18 protein-coding genes are annotated in these 17,536 nt (G+C 65.7%); 8 read left to right on the top strand and 10 right to left on the bottom strand.

The genetic code is table 11. From position 1 onward, the window contains the following. Positions 1–325: 325 nt before the first annotated feature. A complete protein-coding gene (locus tag SLQ31_RS07750; protein WP_319431195.1) occupies positions 326–1,099 on the top strand; it encodes a glycoside hydrolase family 16 protein in 774 nt (257 codons plus the stop codon). Here SLQ31_RS07750 and SLQ31_RS07745 read toward each other — a convergent pair. From SLQ31_RS07745 to SLQ31_RS07720, 6 genes are all read right to left on the bottom strand, one after another. After that, positions 1,096–2,322, bottom strand: coding sequence for a lipopolysaccharide biosynthesis protein (locus SLQ31_RS07745; protein WP_319431193.1), 1,227 nt, complete (start codon positions 2,320–2,322; stop codon positions 1,096–1,098). The two genes, SLQ31_RS07750 and SLQ31_RS07745, sit on opposite strands and share 4 nt — an antisense overlap. Before the next feature lie 41 nt (positions 2,323–2,363). Then, entirely contained in the window at positions 2,364–3,665 is a 1,302-nt protein-coding gene (locus SLQ31_RS07740; RefSeq protein ID WP_319431191.1) for a glycosyltransferase family 2 protein, read from the bottom strand. Continuing rightward, the gene (locus tag SLQ31_RS07735) at positions 3,662–4,636 is read right to left on the bottom strand and encodes a glycosyltransferase family 2 protein (RefSeq protein WP_319431189.1); all 975 of its coding nucleotides are present in this window, start codon (positions 4,634–4,636) and stop codon (positions 3,662–3,664) included. Before SLQ31_RS07735 ends, SLQ31_RS07740 begins: the two co-directional genes overlap by 4 nt. Before the next feature lies 1 nt (position 4,637). Next, entirely contained in the window at positions 4,638–5,474 is an 837-nt protein-coding gene (locus tag SLQ31_RS07730) for a glycosyltransferase family 2 protein (protein WP_319431187.1), read from the bottom strand. Positions 5,475–5,557: 83 nt separating this feature from the next. Then, the gene (locus SLQ31_RS07725; RefSeq protein WP_319431186.1) at positions 5,558–6,406 is read right to left on the bottom strand and encodes a glycosyltransferase family 2 protein; all 849 of its coding nucleotides are present in this window, start codon (positions 6,404–6,406) and stop codon (positions 5,558–5,560) included. Beyond that, positions 6,403–7,524: a methyltransferase domain-containing protein gene (locus tag SLQ31_RS07720; protein WP_319431185.1), complete on the bottom strand. Its 1,122-nt coding sequence runs from the start codon at positions 7,522–7,524 to the stop codon at positions 6,403–6,405. Before SLQ31_RS07720 ends, SLQ31_RS07725 begins: the two co-directional genes overlap by 4 nt. Positions 7,525–7,538: 14 nt before the next feature. Here SLQ31_RS07720 and rfbC point away from each other — a divergent pair, with 14 nt between their 5' ends. Beyond that, the gene (gene rfbC, locus SLQ31_RS07715) at positions 7,539–8,099 is read left to right on the top strand and encodes a dTDP-4-dehydrorhamnose 3,5-epimerase (protein ID WP_319431183.1); all 561 of its coding nucleotides are present in this window, start codon (positions 7,539–7,541) and stop codon (positions 8,097–8,099) included. Here rfbC and SLQ31_RS07710 read toward each other — a convergent pair. Genes SLQ31_RS07710 through SLQ31_RS07695 form a run of 4 tightly spaced genes read right to left on the bottom strand, consistent with a single transcriptional unit; the run spans position 8,077 to position 11,807 of the window. Beyond that, positions 8,077–9,117, bottom strand: coding sequence for an SDR family oxidoreductase (locus SLQ31_RS07710; RefSeq protein ID WP_319431181.1), 1,041 nt, complete (start codon positions 9,115–9,117; stop codon positions 8,077–8,079). The two genes, rfbC and SLQ31_RS07710, sit on opposite strands and share 23 nt — an antisense overlap. Then, the gene (locus SLQ31_RS07705; RefSeq protein WP_319431180.1) at positions 9,117–9,779 is read right to left on the bottom strand and encodes a PIG-L deacetylase family protein; all 663 of its coding nucleotides are present in this window, start codon (positions 9,777–9,779) and stop codon (positions 9,117–9,119) included. The genes SLQ31_RS07710 and SLQ31_RS07705 overlap by 1 nt, the downstream gene beginning before the upstream one ends. Then, a complete protein-coding gene (locus SLQ31_RS07700) occupies positions 9,772–10,554 on the bottom strand; it encodes a sugar phosphate nucleotidyltransferase (protein ID WP_319431178.1) in 783 nt (260 codons plus the stop codon). Before SLQ31_RS07700 ends, SLQ31_RS07705 begins: the two co-directional genes overlap by 8 nt. Further along, on the bottom strand, positions 10,551–11,807 hold the full coding sequence (locus tag SLQ31_RS07695) for a class I SAM-dependent methyltransferase (protein WP_319431176.1): 1,257 nt from the start codon (positions 11,805–11,807) through the stop codon (positions 10,551–10,553). Before SLQ31_RS07695 ends, SLQ31_RS07700 begins: the two co-directional genes overlap by 4 nt. 520 nt (positions 11,808–12,327) lie before the next feature. Here SLQ31_RS07695 and SLQ31_RS07690 point away from each other — a divergent pair. Genes SLQ31_RS07690 through SLQ31_RS07665 form a run of 6 tightly spaced genes read left to right on the top strand, consistent with a single transcriptional unit; the run spans position 12,328 to position 17,492 of the window. After that, positions 12,328–13,959 (top strand): acyl-CoA carboxylase subunit beta, encoded by a 1,632-nt coding sequence (locus tag SLQ31_RS07690; RefSeq protein WP_319431175.1) that lies wholly within the window; start codon positions 12,328–12,330, stop codon positions 13,957–13,959. Between the two features lie 16 nt (positions 13,960–13,975). Then, positions 13,976–14,254, top strand: a complete 279-nt coding sequence (locus SLQ31_RS07685) for an acyl-CoA carboxylase epsilon subunit (RefSeq protein WP_319431173.1) — start codon at positions 13,976–13,978, stop codon at positions 14,252–14,254. A gap of 28 nt (positions 14,255–14,282) precedes the next feature. After that, complete coding sequence (locus SLQ31_RS07680; protein WP_319431171.1) at positions 14,283–14,924, top strand: nucleoside triphosphate pyrophosphatase; 642 nt, start codon at positions 14,283–14,285, stop codon at positions 14,922–14,924. Between the two features lie 20 nt (positions 14,925–14,944). Then, entirely contained in the window at positions 14,945–15,841 is an 897-nt protein-coding gene (locus SLQ31_RS07675; RefSeq protein ID WP_319431169.1) for a sulfurtransferase, read from the top strand. Further along, entirely contained in the window at positions 15,838–16,257 is a 420-nt protein-coding gene (locus SLQ31_RS07670; protein ID WP_319431168.1) for a SufE family protein, read from the top strand. Before SLQ31_RS07675 ends, SLQ31_RS07670 begins: the two co-directional genes overlap by 4 nt. A 50-nt stretch (positions 16,258–16,307) precedes the next feature. Further along, positions 16,308–17,492: a hypothetical protein gene (locus SLQ31_RS07665; RefSeq protein WP_319431167.1), complete on the top strand. Its 1,185-nt coding sequence runs from the start codon at positions 16,308–16,310 to the stop codon at positions 17,490–17,492. Positions 17,493–17,536 lie beyond the last annotated feature (44 nt).

Genomic DNA, 17,536 nt, shown 5'->3' with positions numbered 1-17,536 from the left:
CAACAACGCAATACACATTTCGGCCGGATTTCCCCGTGCCGTGTCGCCACAAAGACGGCGGGAAACGTGGTCGACCGACCTGGCCGAATGAGACTCGCGTCGCCGGTGGCGGCGTATCGTTCGTCACTTATGCGACGTCGGCTCTGTAAGTGTGGACACGACCGTTCCGCGCACGAGCATCACCGACGCGGAACGGACTGCGCGTTGTGCGAGTGCAACCGCTTCCGGGGGCCAGGTCTGTGGCAGTGGGTCACGTCGCTCGGGCGCCAGGCGTGAACACGATCGCTGGGTAGACTGAGCCCGGGTCGTTGAACCAAGGGAGCTCATGTCAGTCCCCATCTCGCGGGCCCTTCGCGTGGTGATGTCACTAACCAGCGTCGTGGCGGGAACACTCGTGCTCGCGGTCGGATCGGCCGCCCTGCTGCGCCCGGTCGCTGATGCCCAATCCGGGAACGGCAAATGCCCGAACACCGCCGCTGCGGCCCACGGCTGGGGTGCGCCCAACCGCACCGACAATTTCACCGACTCCGCCTCACTTCGGCAGTGGTCCCTTTACGACGGTCCGGGACACAACGGCAATGGTCGGCGCACCCCGTCGGCGATCTCGGCGGCCAACGGAACGTTGACGATCACCGGTGATTCCCAAGGGAACTCGGGCGGCATGGCTTGGTTGCCGGGGCAGCTGCACGGTCGCTGGGAGGCCTGCGTCAAGTCGTCACCGTCGGGCCCCGACTATCACTCGCTGCTGCTGCTGTGGCCGGACGCCGAGAATTGGCCCGTCGGTGGCGAAATCGACTTCATGGAGATCGCCGATCCCACCCGGCAATCCGTCGAGGGCTGGCTTCACTACGGCCCGAACGACGAACGCGACTCGGGTGCGGTGCACATCGATGCGACCCAGTGGCACAGCTGGGCGGTGGAATGGACACCTCAGCGCGTCGCGGTGTTCGTCGACGGCGTCCAGTGGTGGGAAACAGGAGATCCCGCCCACCTACCGCCGGGCCCGATGCACCTGTGCATCCAGCTCGACAACTTCGGTGACGACCTGGGCAGCGGCGCCTCGATGGCGGTCGACTGGGCCCGGCAGTACCCGGCCTAACCGGCGCTGACCACCCGCGCGCTACGCAGCATGCGAATCACGAACGGCAACAGGATCACCGCTGGAATCGCCTCGGCCGCAAGGTATGCCCAACCGACGCCGATCACGCCGGTGCGGGTCGTGATCATCAGCGTGCCCGCGACCACGATGACCGTGGCCACACAGCGCATGACGACCATCAGGGTGAGTTTGCGGCGTACCCGGGCAAATCCCTCGTAGACCGCGCTCACCGCCGACAGCGGCACGAACAACGCCGCCAGCACAAGCAGTCCTTCTCCCTGCGCTCGATACTCGGGGCCGATGAGGTCCAGCACGTACGGGCCGATCAGCACCAGTCCGAGTGAACCGACGAGCGACACCACCGCCATCATCTGGACCATCCGAGTGGATAGTGCGGCCACCTTGTCCGGATGCGCCGCAACCTCCGCGACGAACGGGCTCATCACCAGATGCACCGCGAAATAGAGGGCGTTGATGATCGCCCACGTCACCGCGAAGTGCGCGTTGGCCGCGGCGCCGAACTTGCTCACCACCACCAGCGGCACGATCAGCGGCCCGATGATCCACAGTGTCGTGATCCCGAAGGACGACCCGATGTAGGACAGCAGCTGCGCACGGGCCGGGAGCTCGGACGGCTGGTGGAACTGGGTGTGTGTGCGCCACCGGCGCCGCATGGCCGCCAGGACCAACACCGTGCCGGCAGCCGCCGTCGCACCCCACGCAAGCACGATGGATGCCCCACTGCCGGTCCAGACGAGAGCGAACAGCAGGGCCAGCTTCACAATCGCGTGAACGAGATTCTTCACCGCGGACCACTTCGTCACCCCGAGACCGACCGCGGTCTTGTCCAACAGGGTGAACACCGCCAACACCATCACCAGCAGCGGGTAGCACACCATCGCCCAACGAGAACTGAACAACTCCTCGCGCGGTCCGAAAAGCACGAGCGCCCAGCCGGCGAGCAACGCGGTACCCGCGACCGTGACGTATCCCCACTTGATCATTGAGCCCGCCCGCTCGCCGGCCAGCGGCAGAAAGCGTTCGTAGATCGTGTCGATGCTCAACATCGACAACATGGACAACATCAACGCCGAGGTGATCAGCGCGGCCGCGACGCCGACTTCGGCGGCGGGATACAAGCGGCCGGCGGCGCCCCAGAAAACCAGTCCCAGAATCCCGGTCAGCAGGCTCGACCCGATCAGCGATATCGAGTTGACGGTCATGTTGCGCCCCGCTGCCGGGGGGGCGACGTCCGCGGTCACCATCAGCGTGCCCGGACCAGGTAAGCCCACGCTCCCGCGGCGATGAATCGCCACGTCCCACTGCCGATGTCGGACGGTAGGTCGGCTCTCACGGTGATCGCTGGCGTGGCTCGACGCGACGTGGATCGAAGATGACGGACCAACGCCGGCCTGCGACGTACGACGGTCTTCACTGCGAGCAACGCCATCGCCGGATCGGAGGCGAGCTTCGCCAGCCAGGCGCCCAAACCCAAACCGTAGCCTCGTGTTTGGGACCGAAGGTCCTCGGCGGTTGCCCGGTGCCGATGCCAGGCGATCGCAGCCGGTTCGCGTACCAGCTGTCGGCCGGAGCGCAGGATGCGGAAGAACATGTCGATGTCCTCACCGCCACTGACCCGGGTCCCTGCACCGAGGCGTTCGTCGAATCCACCCAGGCGCAACACCATCCGGCGGTCGACGGCGAAGTTGGCGCCGGTGCCATAGTGCCGAACCTCGAAGGGGAACAGTGGGACATCGCGCGGCGCCTCGGACCACTCGAAAAGTCGCGCGTCGGCGGATTCAGACCAGCCGGCCCGATTCTCGAAATACGCCTGAGCGGGCGTTCGCAACTCGCCGGCGGGCACCATCCCGGACACGCAGCCCACCGAGTCGCCGTATCCGAAGCCTCGGACGAGGAGGCTCAGCCAGTCCGGGTCAACGACGACGTCGTCGTCGACGAAGGCCACGATATTGCCGGTGGCCGCCAGCAGGCCGGTGTTTCTGGCCCGGGATAGCCCAGGCCTCGGTTCGGTGATCAACCGCACCCGCGGTGCCGCAAGGCTTGTGACATAGTCGCGAGTGGCATCGGTGCGTGGCGCGTTGTCGACGACGAGTACCTCGAAATTGGGATGTGTCGCGGCAAGAACGGACCGCAGCGCCGACTTGAGCATGTCGGTGCGGTCGCGAGTGCACATGACCACCGTCACGTGATCGGACTCCCCTGACCCGGCGCCGGCACGGTCGCGCACCGGGCGCTCCAACGAATGCCGTTGAGCACCAACTTGATTTCGCAATTCGGCAAAGGCGACCTGACCGTCGGTGACGTCGAGGTCGACGAAGCCGACCGCCCGTTCTCGATCCCGAACCAGCAGGCGCGCCCGAGAAAACCCCTCGGCGTTCTGCAGCCGGCACACCGCAGGCCGACCGGAACTGACACTGGCCTCATCGGCGGAGTCGACGGCGTCAAGCCACACCTCACCGATCCAGATGGCGCCACTCCAACTCGGCTGCACCGGATTCGGCAGGACCGGGGCCAACGTCAGGCAAGCGGAATCGTGTGCGTTCACGGCGCGTCCCTCGATAGCAGGCGGCGGACCTTCGCCCGGACGAAACCCGCCGTGGTGGCGGCCAGGCCCAGGCAGATCGCCGCAGCGCGGGCCGCCCCGTCGGGTGTCATCGACATCAGTTCGCGTACCACAGCCATCGGTAGCACGCGCGTCACGTATGAGCGTTCGCTGCTCAATCCGTCCGCCGTCCCGGCCAGTTCGGTGACAACCGCCTTCGACAGGCCTTCGTGGTAGCACCTGCGGATGAAGTACCGAAGCGTCGTCCGGTCTTCGGAGACATGGTGTTCGACCCGAATATTCGGGTCGAACAACACCTGGTTGGTTGCATCGTCGGTACGGATGCGAATGAACAACTCGGTTTCCTCACAGCCGACCGGCGTTGCGCCCACCCGGCCCACCTCCGATCGGAAGCCACCGACTTCCAAGAAGACCGACCGTCGCAGCGACATGTTGCACCCGATCGGATTGCGCACCTGGGCAAGTCGCTTCGGCTGGCCGACGTAGCTGCAGCCGACCACCCAGTCGAATTCAGCAGGCAACCAGGTGGGGCGGGTATCGGGCCACACCGGGCTGGCGTACCCACCGACCCCCGCAACCGTCATGTCGCGATAGTGGTTGCTCAGGTCGTCCCCCCAGCCCGGCTGCGCGACCGCGTCGTCGTCAAGGAACGCCACGACGTCGCCGCGCGCGGCGCGCACACCGGTGTTGCGCGCCCCCGACAGTCCCTGAGTTTCGGTGTTCGGTATCACCCGAACTCGGTGGTCGGCGCCGTAAAGGTGGCGCGCCGAGTCCAGCAGTTCGTCGCAATGATCGATGACCACGATCAGATCCACCGGGTCGCCGCTGCCGGTGAGCACCGACTCCACCGCGTGACGCAGCCGCTCCCAGCGATCGGTGGTATAGGCACAGATCACCACTGACAGCGCCACCGTATTGCGCTCAGCGGAAACCAGACTCAACTCGGCTGCCATGTCAGCCCATCCGCTGTCGTCGTGACGCGCGCAGGCCACTCAACTTGAACAGCAGCGTGCGCTTGAGCAGAACGTCGTAACGATTCAGCTTCCCTACCAACTGGTCGACATACGGGATTTCCCAGTGCGGATCGTCGATGAGCCGGCGGGTGAATCTGTCCTGCTGCGCCAGTTGCGATCGTGCGGAGGTCAATGCGGTCAGTGAGCCGCCCCGGATGCGATACGCAGCCAGCGTCTCGGGCATGCCGTAGAAGTGTCCGAATCCCAGCAATCGGGTCCACAGGTCCATATCGAGCGTAAACAGGTTGGGTCCGCAGAAGCCGCCACACCGGTCGAAATCACTGCGCCGGAACATGACTGACACGGGGGCACCGACCGGGTTCTTTGCGCTGCGGACGATCTGACGGATCACCCGCTGACCGGTTTGGCGTCCCAGGATGCCGCGCAACCCTCTGGCGGCGAAGAGCAGAGCCCCGGCATCGTCGATGAAGTCGGTTCGGCTGGCCACCACGGTCACGTCGGGGTTGTTCTCGAGCACGGCCGCCTGGGCGGCGACGCAGTTGCGTTTGAGCGTGTCGTCGGCGCTGATCACCTTGACGAACTCGCCGCGGCTGAGCGTCACCGCGAGGTTGTGGTTGTCTTCGGCCGACAGGGTGGTCGGGTTGCGGATCACCCGGACGCGCAGGTCGGTGATCCTGTCGAGGATCAACGGTGTTTCGTCGGTGCTGTTGTTGTCGACGACGACGATCTCGAGGTCGGGGAAATCCTGTGCCAGCACGCTGTCGAGCGTGTCGCGCAGGAACGGGCCGGCCTGGAAAGCCGGGATGCACAGTGACACCTTTGGACGCTTGAAACCCGCCTCTGACTCGTTAGGGATTTCTGACGACATCACTTGGCTCACAGTCGATCCCCCCATCCGTCTCAGGCCGGCCGTACGTCGGACAAGGACTGATCGAGCAGGTAGCGCGAAGCCGCCGTGACTCTCTCGCCCTCGGTTCGTGCACCGCGCTTCCACCCTCGTCGGCGGGCCCGCTGAAATTCCTGGAGGATGGTCCACAAGATCCGCAGACCGTCCTTGCCGGCGTTCAGATTGCTGGCACCGTGGATGCGGTCGCACTCGTAGCTGCTGACTTCGGCGATCTGCATCCCGCTGGCCGCGACGCGCACATTGATCAGCGACTCGATCTCGAATCCGTCACCCCACTGCGGGCCCGGCGCCTCGGTATCGGGCAGGTCCATCACATCGAGGCAGTCCCGCCAGAACGCGTTGTAGCCGTAGCACAGGTCGGTGTACTTGGTGGCGAACAAGGTGTTGACCAAGGCGTTGAGACCCCAGTTGCCAACGCGCCGTAGCCGGGTGATGTCGCTGCTGCCGCCACCCTGAACGAAGCGTGAGCCCTTCGCGAAGTCCTTGCCCGAGACGAGGGCGCCGACGAAGCGCGGGATCTCTGCCGGGTCGGTACTGCCGTCGGCATCGATCATCACGACGATGTCGCCCGAGGCGGCCGCGAACCCACATGCCAACGCATTGCCCTTGCCCTTACGGGTCTGCCGCAGGTGCACACCGTCGGGCCACAGCTCGCGGGCCACCAACGCCGTTTTGTCCACTGAAGCCCCATCGACGAAGACGATCTCGTCGACATCGTGCGGCAGCCGCGAAGCGATGTAGGCCAGGTTGCGCTCTTCGTTCAGCGCGGGTATCACGACCGAGATGGTCGGCCGCCGCACCGTGTGCGACGTCGCTTCCCAGATTCCGATGACGTTTGTCATGGATGACTTTCCTCTCGATCAAGAAACTGCAGGGTGGGCTCGCCTGTCATGAAGTGGTCATCGCTGATCCACCGTCCGGTGAGCTGGGGGTAGGCGACCGAAACCTCGTCGAGAAGGTCAGGCAGCGTGAGTAGGACACAATCTGGTTCCGCGGCAACGAGTTCGCTCGGTGCGATGATCGGTACATCCGTTCCTGGCATGCGGCGGCCCTGCTTGGCGCTGGACGCGTCGGCGACCGCCGCGACGAGCCTGCTGGTGACCCCGGCCAGCGCAAAAAGCGCCACCGCACGGGATGCAGCGCCATAGGCGAAGACTCGGCGCCCTTGCGCTGCCTGTTGCTCGAGCCAATCCCGCAGGGCCCGGCGGTGGTTGTCGGCGGCGCGTTGCAGGTGTCCGACGGCTGCGGGATCGGTGATCGCCAACTCGCCGGCCAGAATGCGGCGCACGGAGTCGGGCGGACTCACATAACCGTGCCTCGCGGCCACCAAAACCGTGCCGCCGTAGAGGTCGAACTCCCACGCGTCGACCGCGCTCAACCCGGCCTGATCCAGTAGACCGAGCACCGCGGTCGTCGAGTAGTAGGCATAGTGGCCGTGCCGCAGCGAATTCCATTGGTTCTTGCCGACGATCGTCGCCAGTGAGTGGTACTGGATCAGGAGCACACCGTCTTTCGCGGTGGCGGCGGCGCGGCGTGCGAACGCGCCCTGCTGATCGGGTTCGTGCATCAAGCCGAAGCTGTCCAGGACGACGTCGGCGACCTCCGCCTGTTCGAATCCGTATCCGGCAAGCAGCGGCAGCCAGGTCCCACCGTGCGGGCTGCCGAACTCACGCACCGTCGACCCACGCAACAGCTCTGCTGCGGCCACCCGGCTCACGGCGTCGGAAGCCTGACGTCGCAAGGCCTGCGGCTCGACGCCGCGGGGCTCATCGGTCGCGGTGTCGTCCTCGGCCAGCTGTGCCAGACCGCACGATACGCACAGGGTCATCGCCAACGGGTGCGACGATTCCTCGGGCGCAACGGGATCGGTGGCAAGGGGGAAGAAATCCTGAGCAGGCACACGCCCGAGATCCAACACGGGAGTGAGGGCGGAACTACGGCATCCTCGGCAGCGAGTCATGGCAACATGGCCCCGTGCAGATCAGGCAAACCGACATCGCCGGCCTCGTCGTTCTCGTTCCTCAGCCCTTCTTCGACGAACGGGGTCTCTTCACCCGAACGTTTGACGCCGAGATCTTCGACGACTACCTCGGCACGCCCGGCTTCAGCGCATCGTTCATCCAGGATTCCCAATCCCGTTCGGTGCAGGGCACGATCCGCGGCATGCACGGCCGTTCGGGACGCGGTGAAGCCAAACTCGTCCGCTGCGCCAACGGCGCCGTTCACGACGTCGTCGTCGACATCCGGCCTGGCTCGCCGACTTTCGGGCACCAGGTGTCGGTCCAGCTCGACGACACCGACTTTGTCCACCTCTATGTGCCGCAAGGATTTCTGCACGGCTTTCAGGCGCTCACGCCGACCGCCGATGTCTGTTACCGGATCGATCGTCCCCATGATCCGACCGAAGATCTGGGGGTCGCATTCGACGATCCCGACCTCGCGATCTCGTGGCCCCTTGCGCCCACCGCCGTCTCGGCACGAGACCGCGCGGCGGGCAGCTGGCGCGAGTTGGTCAGCCAACTCGACCTCCGGTGAACATCGCCTCGTCGAGCACACCCGACTGACGAAGCGCCTTCAGCCGCGCCAACCGGGTGAACTGACCGGCGAACGCCGCCTCGGTGAGCCCGTGAGCGGTGTACCTGCCGTACAACTCCGCGGCACCGGCAGCCACCGACCATTGGGCCTCATATCCCAGCCGGCCGCGCGCCTTGGCGAAATCGACGCGGTAGGACCGCGGATCCGCCCCCGTTTCACCGGTGATGCGCAATTCGGCCGCGGGGACGACGTCGGTCACCGCTTGGGCGATCTCGGCCACCGTGAGGTTGTTGGCCTCGGTGCCGATGTTGAACGCCTGGCACCAAATCGCATCCACCGGCGCGGTCAAGCACGCGGCGAAGGCTCGGGCGATGTCCTCGGCGTGCACCAACGGCCGCCACGGCGTGCCGTCGGACAGCACCTTCACCACGCCGGACAGGACCGCGTGCCCAACCAGGTTGTTGAGCACGATGTCGGCGCGCAGGCGTGGCGAGAAGCCGAAAGCCGTGGCGTTGCGCAGGAATACCGGCGCGAAGCCGGGGTCGGCGATCTTCAGGAGATCGTCCTCCACCCAGACTTTGCTTTCCGCATACGGCGTCAGCGGCCGAAGCGGCGCGTCCTCGTCGACCAGGTCGTCACCCGCCGATCCATACACCGAGCACGTCGAGGCATACAGGAATCGCGAGACCCCGGCCGCTTTGGCGGCGTGGGCCAGCTGAACCGAAGCACGATGATTGATCTCGTAGGTGACGTCCGGCGCAAGATCGCCGAGCGGGTCGTTGGACAAGGCCGCCAAGTGCACGACCGCGTCCACTCCCACCAGATCGGCTGCCGTGATGTCGCGCAGATCAACCGCGCCGCGCCCACCGATCTGGGGCGGATCGTCCGGTGTGGGGCCCAGTATGCAATCGGCGAAATAGCCTGCGTCAAGCCCGATCACGTCGTGGCCGGCCGCCCGCAGCACCCCGACCATGACCGTGCCGAGGTAGCCCTGGTGGCCCGTGACGAGTACAAGCATTAATGGCCTCCCAATGCAGGCGAGAATCGCAGCGAGATCTTCTCTGACGTGAATGCCTCGGCATGCCGGCTGCGGCACTGCACACCGCGCAACCGCGACAAGCCGAGGAATGCCTCTTCGTCGAACCAGTCGTGCATCGACTGCGACGGGTAGTGCTTGATCAACAGGCGGGCCTTTTCCTCGGCGACACCCAGTGGCAGCGGGTGAAACAGAGTCGGCTGAGGAGTGTCGGTTTCCCACTTCAGGATCTCGTATCCGAGGATCAAGTGGTCGCGGAATTCTGTGGGCAGCAGCTCGGCGAGCAACCGGTGATCCTGGTGCGCGTCGTGGCGTTGCGTGCCGAAAACCACCGCTGGATCACAGGATTGGCGAAACGCGTGCAGCGCCTCCTTCACCTGCTGCCAGTGCGCAGGCGTCCGGCCGTCTGGGATATCCAAGACCGTCACTCGCACCGAGGCGCCGGGGCAGAACGCCTCGAGCGCCGCACGCTCCTCCGACTCGCGCTCGCCGCCGCCACCCGACAGCACCAACGCATGCACCCGCAGACCTGGCCGGTCAGCCGAGAGCGACAGCAGAGTGCCACCCATGCCGATCGCGATGTCGTCGCAGTGCGCCCCGACCACCGCTATCTCATCGACGTCGCCGGCGAGGAGTTCACGCATGCGCGGGCTCCCACAACGCCCACGGTCGCTCGCCGTGGCGATAGCCCTCGTCGAGTTCGGCCCGCTCCTTGAACGTGTCGGCCGGCTTCCAGAAACCCTCGTGCCGGTACCCGAACAGCCGGCCCATCCCGGCGAGCGTCTCGCAGGCGTCGGCGACTAGATCCCCGCCAGGGGGCAGATAGTCGAAAACCTCCTGGGAGAGAACGAAGAAGCCGCCGTTGATCCAGATCGGAAAGTTGGCGACGGGAACGATGTCCTTGACCTCACCGGACTCTTTGACCTCGACGCAGTGGAACGACTGCTGTGGCGGCACCAGCATCATCGACACCACGGCGCCGGAGGCGTGGAACTTGTCCACGATGTCGTCGAGCCGTGCGTCGGTCAGCACATCGGCGTAGTTGGCCAGGAAGTATTCGTCGCCGTCGAGATGTTCGCGCACTCGCCGAAGGCGCTCCCCGATCGGCGATTCCAGTCCGGTGTCGACGAACGTGATCGTCCAATCGCTGATGTCGGTGTCGAGCAGCTGAACCCCGCCGTCACGCATGACGAAATCGTTCGACTCCGTCTCCCGGTACTCCAGGAAATAGTCCTTGATGCGCGAGGCGCCGTAGCCGAGGCACAGGATGAACTCGGTGTGTCCGAAATGCGCGTAGTAACGCATCACATGCCACAGCAGCGGCCGTGGCCCGACCATCTGCATCGGCTTGGGGATGTCGTCGTGGACGGTGTTGCGCATCCGCATGCCGTACCCACCGCAGAACAAGACAACTTTCATCTGGCATGACTCCCAACGACTTCCGGTTTCCTACTCACCACGTGCAAGGTCGGCAGGGGGTAGACCAGCTCGCCACCCCAATCGGCGATATACGAAAGCTGTTCGGTGATCTCGGCTTCCAGATTCCAGGGCAGCACGAGCACCACGTCGGGGCGGTCCTGAGCGATCGCGCCCGGCTCCAGGATCGGAATGCGGGTGCCGGGGGTGAACCGGCCATGCTTGTACGGATTGCGATCAACCGTGTATTCCAGTAGATCGCTGCGGATTCCGCAGTAGTTCAACAACGTGTTGCCCTTGCCTGGCGCGCCGTAGCCGACCACGCGCCGGTTCGCCGCCTTGCAGTCGAGGAGGAATCGCAGCAGCTCGTGGCGCAACGCCTCGGTCTGCGAGCTCAGGCCCAGATAGCCCGTGATGTCGTGCAGCCCGGCGCGCTTCTCCATGCTCAGGATGTCGAAGAACCGTGAAGTGGGCTCGACCGCTTGGCAGTCGGGGCGCGCCCACAGCCGGATCGAGCCGCCATGAGTGGGGATCAGTTCGGCATCGACGACGCGCAGCCCGGCGGCGGCAAGCGCCCTGGTCGCCGAAAGCACGGTGTAGTACTGGAAATGCTCGTGGTAGATGGTGTCGAACTGCCCGAGCGTGACGAGGTTGAGCGCGTGGTGAACCTCGATGCTCAGCCAGCCGTCGTCGGCAAGTAAGGCCCGCAAGGCCTTTCCGAACCCGATGATGTCCGGGACGTGTGCGTACACGTTGTTGGCGACCACCAGGTCTGCGGAGCCGTGCTCATCAACCACCGCGCGGGCGACACCCTCGTCGAGGAAATCGGTCCGGGTCGGCACCCCGCGGTCGCGGGCTGCCGCACCCACGTTCTGCGATGGCTCGATCCCGAGACACGGGACGCCCGCCGTCACGACGTGCTGGAGCAGGTACCCGTCATTGCTGGCCACTTCGACGACGAACGATTGCGGTCCGAGATCGAGCCGGGTCACTGCGTCGTCGACGAAGGTCCTGGCGTGCTGAACCCAGCTGTCGGAGAACGACGAGAAATACGCGTACTCGGTGAAGGTGTCCTCGGGGGTGATCAGCGCCGGGATCTGCAGGAGCAGGCACTTGTCGCAGAGACGGAGATGCAACGGGAAGGTCGGCTCGGGCGCGTCGAGTTCATCGGCGCTCAAAAACCGTTCGCAGGGCGGCGTCGCGCCCAGGTCGAGCACGCTGACAAGCCGATCAGAACCACAAAGACGACAACTCACGCAACCTCGATCCAGTCCCGCACTCCGCTCCCCGCGGCGGCGGTGCACCGATTTGCCCTGCCGGGCGTCAGATCACGATTTCGCGATTGATTTCGTGCTGACAGGAACCGGCATTTGTTCGCTCGGACAAACCCTAGCTACTTTTGGTTAGAAGCGGCAACCGATAGCGGACGGTCGGCACTGTGATGTGATCTAAAACATAAGCCAGCCCATACTTATTAACTGCGCCGCCGTAAATTTCCGCGATGTTTCGCTATACAGGCAGTTCACAGGGGATAGCAATCCGATCCATAGATTTGCCATATATGACAAATGAGTCGAAGCCCACAGTTTGAAACGTGACCCATCCGGGTGCTGAGTCTCCCAGAAATGGGACGCCAGCATCAATAGAGAGAATTTGCGGAAAATTAGTCGGGATGTGAGAGCGGACCGCGTCGCGCGGCGCCAACTGAGAGCCCCGACTTACCGTGCCGACGGCCACCCAACGAAGAAGGAACCCCGGCCGATAACATCGACACCCATGACGAGCGTTACCGAACCGGCCGCCGGCGGCCACACGATCGACATCCACACCACCGCAGGCAAGCTGGCCGATCTGCGTCGGCGCGCCGATGAATCGCTGCATCCCGTTGGCGAGACCGCCGTGGAAAAGGTGCACGCCAAGGGCAAGCTCACCGCCCGGGAACGCATCCTGGCACTGCTCGACGAGGGCTCGTTCGTCGAGCTCGACGCGCTGGCCCGGCACCGCAGCACCAACTTCGGGCTGGCCGAGAACCGGCCCGTCGGCGACGGTGTGGTGACCGGCTACGGCACGATCGACGGCCGCGAGGTCTGCCTCTTCAGCCAGGACGCCACGGTGTTCGGCGGCAGCCTCGGCGAGGTTTACGGCGAAAAGATCGTCAAGGTCCAGGAATTGGCGATCAAGACCGGGCGCCCCCTGATCGGCATCAACGACGGCGCGGGCGCCCGCATCCAGGAGGGTGTGGTCTCGCTCGGCCTCTACAGCCGGATCTTCCGCAACAACATCCTGGCTTCCGGTGTGGTGCCGCAGATCTCGCTGATCATGGGCGCGGCCGCGGGCGGTCACGTCTATTCTCCCGCGCTGACCGACTTCGTGATCATGGTCGACCAGACCAGCCAGATGTTCATCACCGGGCCCGACGTCATCAAGACCGTGACCGGTGAGGACGTCACCATGGAGGATCTGGGCGGCGCCCACACCCACATGGCCAAGTCCGGCACCGTTCACTACGTCGCCTCCGGCGAGCAGGATGCCCTGGACTACGTCCGCGACCTGCTGAGCTACCTGCCGCCGAACAACTACGCCGAACCGCCGCGCTACCCGGCGCCGCCGCACCCGGGCGCCATCGAGGACAACCTCACCGACGAGGACCTCGAACTCGACACGCTGATCCCGGATTCGCCGAACCAGCCGTACGACATGCACGAGGTCATCACCCGCATCCTCGACGACGACGAGTTCCTCGAGGTCCAGGCGGGCTACGCACAGAACATCATCGTCGGCTTCGGACGCATCGACGGCCGCCCCGTCGGGATCGTGGCCAACCAGCCCACCCAGTTCGCCGGTTGCCTGGACATCAACGCCTCTGAGAAGGCCGCCCGGTTCGTACGGACCTGCGATTGCTTCAACATCCCGATCGTGATGCTCGTCGACGTGCCGGGCTTCCTGCCGGGCACCGAGCAGGAGTACAACGGCATCATCCGGCGCGGCGCCAAGCTGCTCTACGCCTACGGCGAGGCCACCGTCGCCAAGGTCACCGTCATCACCCGCAAGGCCTACGGCGGCGCCTACTGCGTCATGGGTTCCAAGGACATGGGTTGCGACGTCAACCTCGCCTGGCCGACGGCCCAGATCGCGGTCATGGGCGCCTCGGGTGCGGTCGGCTTCGTCTACCGCAAGGACCTCAAGGACGCGGCCGCCGAGGGTAAGGACGTCAATGCCCTGCGCCTCGAATTGCAGCAGACCTACGAGGACACGTTGGTGAACCCGTACATCGCCGCCGAGCGCGGGTACGTCGACGCCGTGATCCCGCCGTCGCACACCCGCGGCTACATCGCGACCGCGCTACGGCTGTTGGAACGCAAGGTCGTTCAGGTTCCGCCGAAGAAGCACGGGAACATCCCACTGTGACGAAAGGGCTTCGCTCGTGAGCAAGCACGAGGACATCACCGAGCTCAGCGATCCGCGCGACATCACCCTCGACAACCCGGAGCCGCTGACTCCGGAGATCCGCATCGAGAAGGGCAACCCGAGCGACGTGGACATCGCCGCTCTGGTCACCGTGTTGGCCGCCGCGAGTGGCGGCGCCGCGGCGCCGGGTCCGCAGGAGCTCAACCTGTGGGGCCATCCCGTCGACAAACTGCGCTACGGGATCTCCAGCTGGCAGCGGGTCACGCTGCTGGAACGGCTGCACCTGCGGCGATGAGCCGCTTGCGCGAAGAGCATCAATCACGATGACCCGAGTCGTTCTGGGCTCGGCGTCCACCGGCCGGCTGCGCATACTGCGTAGCGCCGGCATCGACCCAGTGGTCGTCGTGTCCGGAGTCGACGAGGACGCGATTGTCGCGCGCCTGGGGTCGGACGCCGAACCCGGTGAGGTCGTCAGCGCCCTGGCACAGGCCAAGGCCGACGCCGTACACCAGGCCCTGGACCGTGACGTCGCCGCGGATTGCGTTGTGATCGGCTGTGATTCGATGCTCTACGTCGACGGCCGACTGTCCGGCAAGCCAGGTACACCCGAACAGGCTGCGCTGCAATGGGATTCGATGGCCGGCCGGGACGGCCTGCTCTACACCGGACATTGCGTCATCCGGGTGTTGCACGGCGCCGCTGCGCACACCGCTACCCAGGCGGCGGTCACCCGCGTGCGGTTCGCCAACCCCAGCCCCACCGACCTCGCGGCTTACCTCGCCAGCGGTGAGCCGCTGCAGGTCGCGGGTGCGTTCACCCTCGACGGGCTCGGCGGCTGGTTCGTCGACGGCATCGACGGCGATCCGTCCAACGTGGTGGGCCTCGGTCTGTCGGTGACGCATCGGCTGTTCAACGACGTCGGGCTGGCGATCGGCGACCTGTGGGCGGCCAATCCGGTCCGCTGATCGGCGGTAGGCTCGTCGTCGTGCCGCTTCCCGCAGATCCCAGCCCCGCCCTGAAGGACTACGCCCACCCGGAGCGCCTGGTCACCGCCGACTGGCTGTCGGCGCACCTGGGCACTGCCGGACTGGCCATCGTGGAGTCCGACGAAGACGTGTTGCTCTACGACATCGGCCACATCCCCGGCGCGGTCAAGATCGACTGGCACACCGACCTCAACGACCCGCACGTGCGTGACTACATCAATGGCGCGCAGTTCGCCGAGCTGATGAACCGCAAGGGCATCTCCCGCGACGACACCGTCGTGATCTATGGCGACAAGAGCAACTGGTGGGCCGCGTACGCGCTGTGGGTGTTCACACTGTTCGGCCACCAAGATGTTCGGCTACTCAACGGCGGCCGCGATCTGTGGATCTCCGACGGCCGCGACACCACGCTCGACGTGCCGAGCAAGACCGGTTCCGCCTACCCGGTCGTCGAGCGCAACGACGCGGCCATCCGGGCCTACAAGGACGATGTGCTTGGCTCGCTTGGTCATTCGACGCTCATCGACGTCCGTTCACCCCAGGAGTACACCGGCGAACGCACCCACATGCCGGACTACCCCGAGGAGGGTGCGCTGCGCGGCGGCCACATCCCCACCGCGGTGTCGGTGCCATGGGCCAAAGCCGCCGACGAGAGCGGCCGGTTCCGCAATCGCGCCGAGCTGGAAGAGATCTACTCGTTCGTCGAGCCCGGTGACGACATCATCGCCTACTGCCGCATCGGTGAACGGTCCAGCCACACCTGGTTCGTGCTCACCTACCTGCTCGGCATTCCCGGCGTGCGCAACTACGACGGCTCCTGGACGGAATGGGGCAACACGGTGCGGGTGCCCGTCGTCGCCGGTGTTGAGCCGGGATCCGTGCCCGGAGCGTCATGACGATGCCGGCGCCGCTTGCGGAGGTCGTGTCCGACTTCGGCGAGGTGCAGGGTCAGGACAAACTCACGCTGCTGCTGGAGTTCGCCAATGAATTGCCGGCATTGCCCGCCGACCTCGAGGAGGCGGCGATGGAACCGGTACCGGAATGCCAGTCGCCGCTCTTCCTGCACGTCGACGCCTCCGATGCCGACCATGTGCGGTTGTTCTTCAGCGCGCCCGCCGAGGCGCCGACCACCCGTGGTTTCGCCTCGATTCTTGCGGCCGGGCTCGACGGACAGTCGGCCACCGACATCCTGGCGGTACCCGACGACTTCTACTCCGAGCTGGGTCTGGCGGCACTGATCAGTCCACTGCGGCTGCGCGGCATGTCGGCGATGCTGGCTCGGATCAAGCGCCGTCTGCGGGCCACGGCGTAACGGGGGCCCCATTGCTTCGGCGTAGTAACGCCAGTGGCCTTGATCGGCTGATGGCGGGGACACGGTACGTGGGCTGCCTGGAGAACGTCGTCGTTCCGCCCCGCGAACAGGTGGCGGCGGCGCTGGGCACCATCACCCGGTCAGGACCGCACACCCGGCTCGGACTGATCCCCGATTCGCGGGCATGGAGGTGGAGCTGGAATGCCGAGTCCGCGCCCACTATTCGCGAGGTGCCCGCCGAGGTCGCCGATCGTGGCACCACCGCGGTGCTCGACCACATCCGCGCCCTTGCCGTCCCGCGCGGTCCCGTCGACGTTTACCTCTCCGACCGTCACATCGCCTTCGACATCGACCATGGCCTCGGCGATGCACGCCTCTACATCGATTGCATAACAACGCTTTTCGATCTCATTGACGGGAATGAGTCGAAGTGGTTGAAGGATCCGGACACTTCGATCCCCGTCCTTCACGCGCTGACCAACACGTTCGCCAGCCCAGGCCGACTACGGAGCGCCGTGAGTGAAGCCAGGCACCGCCCCATCCCCGGCCGGCTCCGATCGTCCCCGCACGCGCCCGCAACCGATCTGCCCTCTGCTGCAGTGGAGGTGATCCACATCGACGCGTCCACCGAACGCGAAGTCGACCGGTGGCGGGCGGCTGATGCCGCCGGCATCAGCCGAGCCGTCACCTGGCTGGCCATCATCCGCACCGCCCTGGCTCAGGCGGGCCTGCCCCTGACCGACACCCTCCGGCTCGTCGTCGACTGCCGTCGTTACCTGCGTCCCCATGAGCGAGTCAACGCCAACTTCATCTCCGGGCTGAGCGTCCAGGCCGCGCCGGAGGCGCCCATCGGCGCGATCGACGCCGCGGTGAAAGCCCGCCTGGATGCGGCGCTGCCCTTGCTCGCCCTGACCTCCACATCAACGCGCAACCTGGCCGCCCCGCTCAGCGCGACACGCGCGCACCAGGCGCCGCCGCAGACCCGCGTGGAACTGGCCTACTCCGACGTCGGCAGGCTGTCCCCCTTCGAGAACCTGCCGTGGATTCCGGGCCGCCCCCGGTCGATCAATGCGGCCTTGCAGCCGTGGGCACCGGCCGACATTTCGGTGTTCAGCGGCATGATCGGTCACGAACGCAGCGTGACGCTCAGTTACCACGACGACGTGCACGACAGGCGGCTACTGCAGGAAGCGGCCGAGGCAATCCGCACAGACCCGATCCGATTGCTCCGCTAGAGATCGAAACTTACTCATTAGTAGGGGTACCAGCTGGTTCGTGT

Source organism: Mycobacterium sp. RTGN5 (genome assembly GCF_033804465.1).
GTDB lineage: Bacteria > Actinomycetota > Actinomycetes > Mycobacteriales > Mycobacteriaceae > Mycobacterium.
The sequence above is the reverse complement of the archived record's forward strand: the minus strand, read 5'-3'. Positions and strand labels throughout refer to the sequence as shown.

Excerpts from the sequence above, each read along its gene's own strand:
- SLQ31_RS07750 (WP_319431195.1), top strand. The coding sequence starts at position 326 with ATGTCAGTCCCCATCTCGCGGGCCCTTCGCGTGGTGATGTCACTAACC.
- SLQ31_RS07745 (WP_319431193.1), bottom strand. The coding sequence starts at position 2,322 with ATGACCGTCAACTCGATATCGCTGATCGGGTCGAGCCTGCTGACCGGG.
- SLQ31_RS07735 (WP_319431189.1), bottom strand. The coding sequence starts at position 4,636 with ATGGCAGCCGAGTTGAGTCTGGTTTCCGCTGAGCGCAATACGGTGGCG.
- SLQ31_RS07725 (WP_319431186.1), bottom strand. The coding sequence starts at position 6,406 with ATGACAAACGTCATCGGAATCTGGGAAGCGACGTCGCACACGGTGCGG.
- SLQ31_RS07720 (WP_319431185.1), bottom strand. The coding sequence starts at position 7,524 with ATGACTCGCTGCCGAGGATGCCGTAGTTCCGCCCTCACTCCCGTGTTG.
- SLQ31_RS07710 (WP_319431181.1), bottom strand. The coding sequence starts at position 9,117 with ATGCTTGTACTCGTCACGGGCCACCAGGGCTACCTCGGCACGGTCATG.
- SLQ31_RS07705 (WP_319431180.1), bottom strand. The coding sequence starts at position 9,779 with ATGCGTGAACTCCTCGCCGGCGACGTCGATGAGATAGCGGTGGTCGGG.
- SLQ31_RS07700 (WP_319431178.1), bottom strand. The coding sequence starts at position 10,554 with ATGAAAGTTGTCTTGTTCTGCGGTGGGTACGGCATGCGGATGCGCAAC.
- SLQ31_RS07690 (WP_319431175.1), top strand. The coding sequence starts at position 12,328 with ATGACGAGCGTTACCGAACCGGCCGCCGGCGGCCACACGATCGACATC.
- SLQ31_RS07680 (WP_319431171.1), top strand. The coding sequence starts at position 14,283 with ATGACCCGAGTCGTTCTGGGCTCGGCGTCCACCGGCCGGCTGCGCATA.
- SLQ31_RS07670 (WP_319431168.1), top strand. The coding sequence starts at position 15,838 with ATGACGATGCCGGCGCCGCTTGCGGAGGTCGTGTCCGACTTCGGCGAG.
- SLQ31_RS07665 (WP_319431167.1), top strand. The coding sequence starts at position 16,308 with ATGGCGGGGACACGGTACGTGGGCTGCCTGGAGAACGTCGTCGTTCCG.